The following is a 9,955-nucleotide window of genomic DNA, read 5'->3' as shown; positions in this document are numbered from 1 at the left end:
AACAATAATATCACCATAAAAATATTCAACTGAATTGCAAGGATTGTATTAATCGTCATCACTTCTTTCCATAGCTACAATTATTCACATACCGGCAAACGAATGTTAAAGTATCCTTTTGAAAAGTCCTGCTCTATAAAAAGCACAGCTTTTTTAATATAAACAAAAAACCAGACGTTTAGTCTGGCAAAAAATCATTTTGGCTCGACCAAAACAGCAACCTGACAATCATAATACCAAATGGTATCTTAGACACATGGCTTTGCGTCCTTACTTTTCAGCAAGTTTGCCAATATTTACTTAAGATGATTTTAACTCTTCTTAGCAAATTAATCCACATAAATAAATCAAATTGAATTAGTGTCTGCAAGTATTCCCATATTCTTGAACAACAAGGATGGTTTATTAATCCCATAAAATTCATGTAGCGCGGTAATGACTATCCGAGTGATGAATATGGGTTAACAGCGATCCCGCCGCATCCACTGCATTATATAAATACAAATTGTACCAAAATCATATAAAGTACCGTCCCGCCGCCAATACTGAGAAACGTGTTACTTTTCCACAGCTGAAATAGTACGATACAGCCGATTGCAATGCCCTCGGGAATCCCATACGGAGCAGACAAAACAGATACACTTTTCAAACAATAAACAATTAAAAGACCAATTACTGCGAATGGAAGTACCTTCCCCAAATAGCGGATATATTGGGGAGTTTCCCGGTTATCCGGAAATAAAATAAACGGCAAAAATCGTGTCAGGGCAGTTCCCACTGTGACCATCGCAACAATAATCAAAGACTGCTGTAGGCTTGATATCATTCTGCTACCTTCCTTTCAATCGGTGCTTTAAATAAGGTCAATATTACAACAATCATGACCATGGAAGGAATCATAAAATGAATCGAGCCAAAAAAGAACAGACACGCAGCCGTTACTCCTATGCCAATTATTGCTGGGGAGTGGTGTTTTTGTGATTTCCATTGATTTGTAAGAATAACCACAAATAAAGCGGTCATAACAAAATCGATGCCTTTAGTATTAAAAGAAACCATTGCCCCTACAACCCCTCCCAATATCGAGCCTGTTATCCAATATAAATGGTCTAACAACGTTACAAAAAACATAAACCAATTTCTGTCGATACCCCGAGGTGGCTCGGTTGAGCAAAGGAGCGAAAAAGTTTCATCGGTAAGTCCGAAAACCAGATACATTTTTTTCTTACCTGTTCCGCTAAACCTGTTCAACATAGAAATACCATAAAATAAATGTCTTGCGTTTATCATAAGCGTCAGTAAAAAGGCATACAGCGGGTTAAACGCTGCAGCCAGCAGATTAACAGCCACAAACTGCATCGAACCTGCATAAGTAATGATGCTCATCAACACCGTCAACCCCAAAGAATACCCTTTACTGTTCATCAAGATGCCGTAAGCAGCACCGAGAAATATGTATCCAGTCAATACCGGAATCGTATATGGAAAAGCCGCTTTTAAGGCTCTCGTTTTTACTCCCATCGCTAGTACCTCACTATTCTTGTTCAATTGGTAGAGATATTGTTCTTTTTTCAATGCTCATTACAATACTGGTTTCCACCCGGCTCACTCCGGGTATTGCCATAACCGAATCAATCACAAAATCCCTATAACTCTTCATATCCTTAGCAACGATCTTTAAAAGATAGTCCCGACTGCCGGTAAGAGTATAGCATTCAAGTACCTGAGGAAGCTTATTGACTTCCGCTACAAAGAAATTAGCAGTTTCTCTGTTAAGGGGCACCAAATTCACCATAATAAACGCGAGAGTGTCCATCCCCAATTTTTTTTCATCAACAATCGTTGTAAATTGTTTGATAACGCCTAATTCTTTTAAATTCTTTGTTCTCGCAAGGCATGCCGACGTGGATAACCCTATCAATTTCGATAAGTCCAAATTCGATATAGAAGAATCCCTTTGCAAAGCCTTAAGAATTGCTTTATCATAGTTGTCAAGTGTAATCATAATATAATTCTCCATTCTTATTTAATATTAAAATTATATATCGAAACTTTGCTTAAACGCAATATTTTATTTATATTTATTGAATAATTTTAAAATATAATTTATGCTTTCCGATAAAATAAAAATAAAAGACACGAATGTCCTGATGACAAACAGTGTCTTTTACTTTTGCCTAATTTATTTATCAATCCCGTCTGACTAGCCAAACCCTCACTGCCCCGCAACGAGCTCCGTCACCGCAGCAGCCCTCGCCGGATTTGCTCATACACCTTTTCCAATTGCTCCCCATTGTCAATCCGCAGCCACTCTTCCCGGTTATATTCTTTGTAAATCAGTTCCAATTCGCCGCTTTGCTCTCTGTGATTCACCACCTCTGCCAAATGAGCATAGGGAATCGTGAACCACTCTGTACGCCGTTCGCCTGCTGAATCCGGAAAGACATACAAACTCCGGTCAGTTACTACCAGCGAGCCAAGCCGATCTTCCGCCAATACTTCAGGTACGACCAGCCGTACCTGTTCTCCCAGCCACAAAGCAGCCGGCGTATTGCGAAGCGTAAGCTGCAGTTGTTCATCCAAATCAAAAAATCCGGGAATTATATTCTCAATAGAAACAGAAAAATCGAAATTTCCCCTAATCACTGTATAGTAGAGATTTTCATCTTCAAGAATACGAATTACGGTCTCGATATCACAGGCCTTGCTTTTGTACATAATCACGCAGGGCACCATGTCAACCGCCATGCGCGTAGCCGTCAGACCGCGACGGAGAACCTCGCTCAGGCGCTTTGCCAAACGTTCCTTGTTGCCGCATGATTTCAATACCACCGTATAATATTTCTCAGCCAAAATCTCTGTCTTTTCGCCTAATCCATTAGCATGGTCTTGCTCATTCTCGCGCTCTGTTTCGGCAAATCGGGCTACGTTTTCCCCGCAAAAAGGACAGAACCGTATTCCTTCTGTCTGAGGAGGCAGCTTGCCCCCGCACGAAGGACAAAATCGCAATCGCACCCTTATCCCTCTTTCACTTTTAATCACCAAAATATACAATCTATTTCGGCTTTCAGCAGCAATTTCCTCTCTATAACTAACCCCTTAATAAATTTGATTTAAATTACTGCGATGATTTTCTTCTTTCCATGTATATGTTTTGATAAACAAAAAAAGTCCTGGAAAGTTCCAGAACCTTTACAATAAATTGCATGTAATGAATGGTGACCCCGGGGGGATTCGAACCCACGACCTTTTGATTCGTAGTCAAACGCTCTATCCAGCTGAGCTACGGAGCCATATTGAACTCTTACTAGCACTATCAACAGAAGTTATCTTACCACAATATTTTCTCAAAGTCAAGTTATGCAATTCGCCTGCTGTTTTTGTCAAAATTTGTTTCCACAAAATTATCCACACACTGTCGACAGAAATTTATCTTGCAAATCGCTGGTTTTCCCTACTTATCCACCTATCCACATTTAAGTTATCCACATTTAAGGGTATTTTGTGAATAACTTTGTGGATAAGCTTTGATTTTAAGCACAAAAAGGCCTGATTTCGCAAATTCAGCCAAATCAGGCTGATTGTCTGAGATCTTAAATAGGGCGGCTCCAATCAACATGGACGCCTAGCTTTTCCCAGATACGAGTTACGGCTAATTTAAAGCTTTCTACATCTTGATTGGCCGCAACGGTTACATCATGAAAATCCAATAGCGTATGCTGAGGAACCGACATAACATGAGGTTCTGCCAAATAAGCTTCGACTTCACGGCGTTTCGTCTCATCGGCCAGTTCTACCCGGATATTTTTGTTGACTGCATTGTATTCAATATAGCCGTTATCTTCCTCGTAATGAACGGCTACCCGGAATATATCTCCCATTTTCGCTATGCACCTGCCTTTACTTTTTTTCTCTAAAAGTCATCTAAAAATTATTATAACAAGCAGGATAGTCCTTGCGCAAGCAGAAGTTACCTAAGTCTAATATTCATCGCTATAAGGATGTGGTCTAAATGCATATGGAAAACCTGCCGATATTAGTCATATTGGCATTAGCAGTCGTGGGAAACAATAATACCGTATCAATCGCCGCCGCTTTTCTTTTGATCGTTAAGCTGCTGGGATTTGATACTTGGTTCCCGCTAATTGAAAATCATGGAATTTCTCTCGGCATTTTGATTTTAACAGTAGCCATCCTGGTCCCCGTTGCCACCGGCCGTATTTCATTGACCGATATGGCCGTTGCCTTTAAAAATCCGGTAGGCATCCTGGCTATTGTTACCGGCATCTTCGCCGCCTGGGCTGCCGGACGGGGAGTATTCTTTATTAAAGAATCCCCGGAAGCCGTAGCCGCGCTGATTGTCGGTACTATCGCCGGCGTCTGCTTTTTCAAGGGAGTGGCCGTCGGCCCCCTCATCGCCGGCGGTATGGTATCCCTGGCGCTGACAGTCGCCCATCTGATCAAGTAAGGGAGATTTAGCTCATAGCTCATAGCTCATAGCTCATAGCTCATAGCTCATAGCCAATTCTACTCTTCTTTGCGAAACATGGGCTGCAGTCTTTGCTCCAGAGAAATGACCGTCGGCTTGGCTGCCTCTTCGGCCTTACGATATAATTCTTCCTGGCTGTTTACCGCCTTCCCCCGCTTGTCTGCCCGGCGGTAGCTGCCATCGCTTCGCATTACATACGATTTTTGATTATCTTTCAGCAGCAGGGACAATATACTGCGAATCCGGGCGATGTGGCGATCATCCTCCACCGGAAACATCAATTCCACCCGTTCGTTCAAATTCCTGGGCATCCAGTCGGCGCTGGACAAAAACATCTTTTTGTCACCGCCGTTGGTAAAATAGAAAATCCGGTGATGCTCCAAGAACCGGCCGACAATACTGCGCACCGTAATGTTATCACTGACTCCCGCTATGCCGGGCCTTAAGCCGCAAATCCCGCGGACTATCAGATCAATCTTCACTCCGGCAGCAGAAGCTTCATACAATTTCATAATAATATCTTTGTCAATCAGCGAATTCATCTTGGCAACAATGCGGCTTGGCTCTCCCGCCTGAACGAAAGCGATTTCATTATCAATCAGTTCTTTCAACTTTTCCCTGAGTCCAAGGGGCGCTACGACGACCTTATTCCAAACCGGAGGATCGGAATAGCCGGACAGCATATTGAAAAATGCCGATGCATCGGCGCCAAACTGATCATTGGCGGTTAACAGTCCCATATCGGTATACAGCCGAGCGGTTGCATCATTATAATTCCCGGTTCCCATATGAACATACCGTTTGATGCCGTCTTCCTCCTGCCGGACAATGAGCATCATTTTAGCATGGGTTTTCAGCCCTACCAGTCCATAGATAACATGACAACCGGCCTCTTCCAGCCGTTTGGCCCATAAAATGTTATTCTCTTCATCAAAGCGGGCTTTCAGTTCCACCAGTACAGTAACCTGCTTGCCATTCTCGGCAGCCTGCGCCAATGCCTGAACAATAGGCGAGTTGCCGCTTACCCGGTACAACGTCTGTTTCATAGCCAGAACCTGAGAATCGTTAGCCGCCAACCGGGCGAAATCCACAACGGTCTCAAAGGATTCGTAGGGGTGGTGGAGTAAAATATCCTGTCGGCGAATTGCTGCAAACAGATCTTCCTCTTCTCTGATTCTCACGGGAATTTGAGGCGTAAGGGGCTGGTAGCGCAGGTGATCATATCCCGGTAAAGCGGCAAATTTCATAAAACAGGTAGTATCCAGCGGGCCGGAAATTTCGTAGATATCCCGCGGCTCCAGTTTTAGTTCTTCGGCTAAAAATTTTTTAATCCCCTGATTGGCGCTTTTACTGATTTCCAGACGTACCGCTTGGCCCCGTTTCCTCTGCCGCAGGGATTTTTCAACTTCTGCCAATAAATCCTCGGCATCTTCCTCGTCAATGGTCATATCCGCATTGCGGGTAATCCGAAAAGGAGCAATATGCTGAATCTTATAGCCCCGAAACAGCCGTGAGCCATATTTTTTGATGATATCCTCCAGAAAGACAAACCGTTTCTTCCGGCTCTGTCCGGGAAGTTCAATGATACGCGGCAATACGCCGGGCACCGGAATCACCGCCCGGCTTTCCTCCTCTTGCCGCCGCAGCGTCACCACCAGATTCAGCGTCCGGTTGGCCAGCAAAGGAAAGGGATGTCCGGCATCCACCCCCATGGGAGTAAGGACCGGATAAAGAGTAGTATAAAAGTAGGATTCAATCCATTCCAGCGTTTTTTCGGGCAGTTTCTCCGGCGTCACAAAATAAAGCTGTTGTTCCTCCAGCGCTTGCAGATTTTTCTTAAGATAACGGTATTGGCACTGCACCAATTCATGAGTCACTACCGCGATTTCCGCTAACTGCTGCTCAACCGTCAAGCCGGCGGCATCAACCTTGTTAATGCCGCTGTCTTTTTGATGTTTTAATCCGGCGACCCGGATCATAAAAAACTCATCAAGATTGGAACTGGTAATCGCAATAAATTTAAGTTGTTCCAACAAAGGATTATTTTTTTCATTTGCTTCATTCAACACCCGGATATTAAATTTTAACCAGCTTAATTCCCGATTAATAAAATATTCCTGTTTATCAAACATACTCTCATCCTGCCCGTCTTCTTAGTATCGCGGCAATGCCAAATACATCTTCAAAAAAAGTGGCTTTGTCTAGAAAAGTCCACTCTTCCAGGGAATAATCCTCCTGCGTGGTAACCGTAATGAATAGTTCATCGCCCTTAAGAGCGATCTCATAACTGTTGATCTTTTGACGATGGGTACGGTCCAAGGCATCGGCCAGGCGAATAATTGCCGCCAGTTTGGCAATAATTACTCGCTGTTTGGGGGTTAAGCCCTGCAAATTGGGATCGGTGTTAGCCGGAACTCCTTTGGAGTGATATAAGGCGATATTCGCCATAATGTTTTTTCCCGCTTCGGAAAATCCCAAAATATCCGATGACCGGATCAACCGGTAAGAATAAAAATAATGGCTGCGCAGACTTACAAATTTACCGATATCATGTAAAATAGCGGCCGCCTGTAGCAATAACCGTTCCCGTTTCCCCAGACCATGAATGCGGGTAAGGCGATCGAACAGGCTGAGGGATAATTTTTCCACACTTGCCGCATGGCTGGGATCATACTGATATTTGCAGCCGATGCCCCGGGCCAGGCTCAACGTCTGATTCTCCAGGGCCAGCAACCATTCTTGCTTTGTTTTCTCTCCAATATGCAACAGCGTAATTCCGTCAATCAACTGAGTGTCGGGAATCAGAATTTGGCCTACCGTAGTCAGGTTTAAAATTTGCTTGTACAATATGATGGTAGGTAACACCATCTCCGCCTTTTGCTCGGAAAATCCAAAGTTCTGTACGATTTGAGGCAAATTTAACAATTTAACCTGATCATATAATTTATAAAAATCTGCCAGACTAACCAGAGATAACTTCCCCGGATTTTCCTGTCCCAGCATCGTCAGCAGCAGTCTGGTCTCCGTGCCGGAAAGAACCAGATACCGGATATCCTGCTTGTTTAGCGCCTGTTGCACCGGCTCGATAACACTATAGATATATTCCGCCAGCGCCTGCTGAAAATGAGCCGAGTCCCGTTGGTATTGGGCAAAGCCTTCTTTGATGCGAAGCACGCCAATATGAATGTTCTGCTGATATTTTAATTCTCCGTCTTTATACAAAGTAATACCCAACCCACCGGAAGAAATATCCACAAACAAAATAGCGTTTTCTGCTTCCAGCAAATTTCTGTCCTGAACGGTTTTAAACAGCGCCGCATATTTAATGAAGATTTCCTGGGGCATATCGCATACTTCCACTATGAACCCGGTTTTTACCTGAATCTGATCGATAATATATTGTTGGTTTTCCGCTTCGCGAATAGCGGTAGTGGCAACCAAACGATAGTCCCGAACCCCATGTTCGGCAAACATCCGCCGGTATCCCTTCAAAAGTTCGCAGATTTCTCCCACCGCCGCAAAGCTGATACGGCCCGTCTTAAAGGTCTCTTCCCCCAAAGCCACATGGCGGCTGGCCATTTCAACAACTTTAATATCCTGAATTGTAGTATATTCAACAATGTGAACGCTGACCTGCTCGGATCCTACATGAATGGCAGCGAACCGATTAGGTGACGTTTTACCCAACACACATCCCACCTCTCAGGGAAACTTTCGTTGCCGGAAGATAAAAATCCCCCTGCCGATATATTAACATTTTGTAAATTTTTGTCGTTGAAAAAGGATTTCTTTAAAAACAGCGAATAAGAAAGTGAAAAGAAAGGCAGGTGTCTGATTATCACCGAACGTATCGCAATCATTGACCTGGGATCCAATTCTGCCCGTCTTATCATTATGCACACTTACTCCAACGGCGCCTATAATTTAGTATACAATCAAAAAGAAACCGTTCGGCTCAGCGAGGGTATGAGCAAGGACGGTCTGCTGCAGCCTACCGCCATGATACGGGCTATCGCCACGCTTCAGGTGTTCGCCCATATGATCCGGCTGTTCAACGTCAATAAAATCATGGCCATCGCCACCGCTGCCGTGCGCAACGCAAAAAACGGCAGCGAATTTATTCAAACCGCCCGGCAGGAAACCGGTATTCCCCTGCGAATGATCAGCGGCGAAGCCGAAGCTAAGCTGGGATTCCTTGGTGTAGTCAACACCCTTGATGTGACCGATGCTTTGTTATTCGACTTGGGAGGCGGCAGTACCGAGCTGACTCTCATCCGCAGCCGCAATGCCGATAAAGTCATAAGTCTGCCCTTTGGCGCCGTCAATCTCGCCGAAAAATTTGAACTGCAAAAAAAAATCAGCGATAGCCGGTTGAACGAATTGCGTGATTTTATTTTCCACCAAATTTCCCGGATAAAGTGGTTGAAAAGTCTGTCGCTGCCTCTCATTGGTGTAGGCGGTACCGCCCGGAATATCGCCAAAATGGATCAACGGTGCAAAAATTATCCTTTTGGCAAAGTTCATAATTACCGGCTGGGTGCTCTCTCTTTTCACGAACTGTTTAAGCAGCTGTCTACCACCACCTTGAGCCAGCGGCGTAAAACTCCCGGTCTTAGCAGCGAGCGGGCCGACATTATTCTCCCCGGTATGAGCATCGTAAGCTGCTTGTTTGATTATACCCAAGCTTCTCAGCTCATCATTAGCGGCTGCGGCGTCCGAGAAGGCATGTTCCTGCAATATTATCGCTCCTGCCAGGGCCAGAACGAGGTCATTGCCGACATACTGGATCACAGCACCCGAAACATGCTGTCCTTTTATCAGGTAGATGCCTCCCATGCGACGCATGTAGCCATACTGGCCGCCAGCTTGCTGAAAGGCTGGCAGCCTTTACTCAATACGGATTCCCGAGAGAAGACATTGCTGCAGGTAGCCGCCCTGCTCCACGACTGCGGTATCCCCATTAATTACTACGATCACCCCCGGCACAGCGCCTACTTGATCGAAAATGCCCGCCTGTTCGGCCTTACCCACCGGGAACAAATGTTGGTTGCCGTTATCGCCGGCTGGCATAACGGCCCCTCCGGCAAATATATCCGCAATAAGCTGTACAGCGAATTCTTTGATAAACCCGACTGGGAGACGGCGCGTAAGTTGTCGCTCTTATTAGCCATGGCGGAAAGTCTGGATATCACCCAAATGCAGCTGGTACAAGCGGTCACAGCAACTCTGGAAGAGGGGCAGGCCGTCCTCCGGCTGACCGTCAGCGAATCGGCTGCCATCGAAGAAGAAGCAGTGATGAAACATAGCAAGTGGTTTAAAAAGGAATTGGGAGTACCCCTTTGCTTGCAAAGCTAAAAAAGCGTTTATATGTCACTGTCGATTAAAATAAAAGCGAAGCGGTCGGCAATATTTTTCAATATCACCGATCACTTCGCTTTTATGTTCGTTTTATCCCCGCTTCACTTT

Annotated in this window: 9 protein-coding genes, 1 tRNA gene and 1 riboswitch; of the genes, 2 read left to right on the top strand and 8 right to left on the bottom strand. The window is 44.8% G+C overall.

Annotation, left to right across the window (positions count from 1 at the left end; all coding sequences use genetic code 11):
- Positions 1-212: 212 nt before the first annotated feature.
- Positions 213-301: riboswitch (cyclic di-GMP riboswitch) on the bottom strand.
- A gap of 189 nt (positions 302-490) precedes the next feature.
- The 6 genes from ABFC84_16215 to ABFC84_16190 all read right to left on the bottom strand — a co-directional run bounded on the left by ABFC84_16215 (position 491) and on the right by ABFC84_16190 (position 3,881).
- Positions 491-826 carry a branched-chain amino acid transporter permease gene (locus tag ABFC84_16215; protein MEN6414283.1) on the bottom strand — a complete coding sequence of 112 codons (336 nt, stop codon included), beginning with the start codon at positions 824-826 and terminating at the stop codon, positions 491-493.
- Entirely contained in the window at positions 823-1,575 is a 753-nt protein-coding gene (locus tag ABFC84_16210; protein MEN6414282.1) for an AzlC family ABC transporter permease, read from the bottom strand. Before ABFC84_16210 ends, ABFC84_16215 begins: the two co-directional genes overlap by 4 nt.
- Positions 1,535-2,005 carry an Lrp/AsnC family transcriptional regulator gene (locus tag ABFC84_16205; protein ID MEN6414281.1) on the bottom strand — a complete coding sequence of 157 codons (471 nt, stop codon included), beginning with the start codon at positions 2,003-2,005 and terminating at the stop codon, positions 1,535-1,537. Before ABFC84_16205 ends, ABFC84_16210 begins: the two co-directional genes overlap by 41 nt.
- Positions 2,006-2,238: 233 nt before the next feature.
- A complete protein-coding gene (locus tag ABFC84_16200) occupies positions 2,239-3,042 on the bottom strand; it encodes a zinc ribbon domain-containing protein (GenBank protein MEN6414280.1) in 804 nt (267 codons plus the stop codon).
- A gap of 174 nt (positions 3,043-3,216) precedes the next feature.
- Positions 3,217-3,293 (bottom strand) — tRNA-Arg (locus tag ABFC84_16195).
- Positions 3,294-3,593: 300 nt separating this feature from the next.
- Complete coding sequence (locus ABFC84_16190) at positions 3,594-3,881, bottom strand: hypothetical protein (protein ID MEN6414279.1); 288 nt, start codon at positions 3,879-3,881, stop codon at positions 3,594-3,596.
- A gap of 131 nt (positions 3,882-4,012) precedes the next feature.
- Between ABFC84_16190 and ABFC84_16185 the strand changes: the two genes are divergently transcribed.
- On the top strand, positions 4,013-4,468 hold the full coding sequence (locus ABFC84_16185; protein ID MEN6414278.1) for a DUF441 domain-containing protein: 456 nt from the start codon (positions 4,013-4,015) through the stop codon (positions 4,466-4,468).
- A 59-nt stretch (positions 4,469-4,527) separates the two neighbouring features.
- Here the strand turns inward: ABFC84_16185 and ABFC84_16180 are convergent, their stop codons facing one another.
- Positions 4,528-6,621 carry an RNA degradosome polyphosphate kinase gene (locus ABFC84_16180; GenBank protein ID MEN6414277.1) on the bottom strand — a complete coding sequence of 698 codons (2,094 nt, stop codon included), beginning with the start codon at positions 6,619-6,621 and terminating at the stop codon, positions 4,528-4,530.
- Positions 6,622-6,625: 4 nt separating this feature from the next.
- A complete protein-coding gene (locus ABFC84_16175) occupies positions 6,626-8,179 on the bottom strand; it encodes an HD domain-containing protein (protein ID MEN6414276.1) in 1,554 nt (517 codons plus the stop codon).
- Between the two features lie 141 nt (positions 8,180-8,320).
- Between ABFC84_16175 and ppx the strand changes: the two genes are divergently transcribed.
- A complete protein-coding gene (gene ppx / locus ABFC84_16170; GenBank protein MEN6414275.1) occupies positions 8,321-9,844 on the top strand; it encodes an exopolyphosphatase in 1,524 nt (507 codons plus the stop codon).
- Positions 9,845-9,955 lie beyond the last annotated feature (111 nt).

The sequence above is a fragment of the Veillonellales bacterium genome (genome assembly GCA_039680175.1).
In the GTDB taxonomy this organism is placed as follows: Bacteria; Bacillota; Negativicutes; order JAAYSF01; family JAAYSF01; genus JBDKTO01.
Note: the sequence above shows the minus strand (reverse complement) of the source record. Positions and strands in the feature narration are given on the sequence as shown.

What these genes read in the sequence shown, in the direction of transcription:
- ABFC84_16215 (MEN6414283.1), bottom strand. Translation starts at nt 826, where the DNA reads ATGATATCAAGCCTACAGCAGTCTTTGATTATTGTTGCGATGGTCACA.
- ABFC84_16205 (MEN6414281.1), bottom strand. Translation starts at nt 2,005, where the DNA reads ATGATTACACTTGACAACTATGATAAAGCAATTCTTAAGGCTTTGCAA.
- ABFC84_16190 (MEN6414279.1), bottom strand. Translation starts at nt 3,881, where the DNA reads ATGGGAGATATATTCCGGGTAGCCGTTCATTACGAGGAAGATAACGGC.
- ABFC84_16185 (MEN6414278.1), top strand. Translation starts at nt 4,013, where the DNA reads ATGCATATGGAAAACCTGCCGATATTAGTCATATTGGCATTAGCAGTC.
- ABFC84_16180 (MEN6414277.1), bottom strand. Translation starts at nt 6,621, where the DNA reads ATGTTTGATAAACAGGAATATTTTATTAATCGGGAATTAAGCTGGTTA.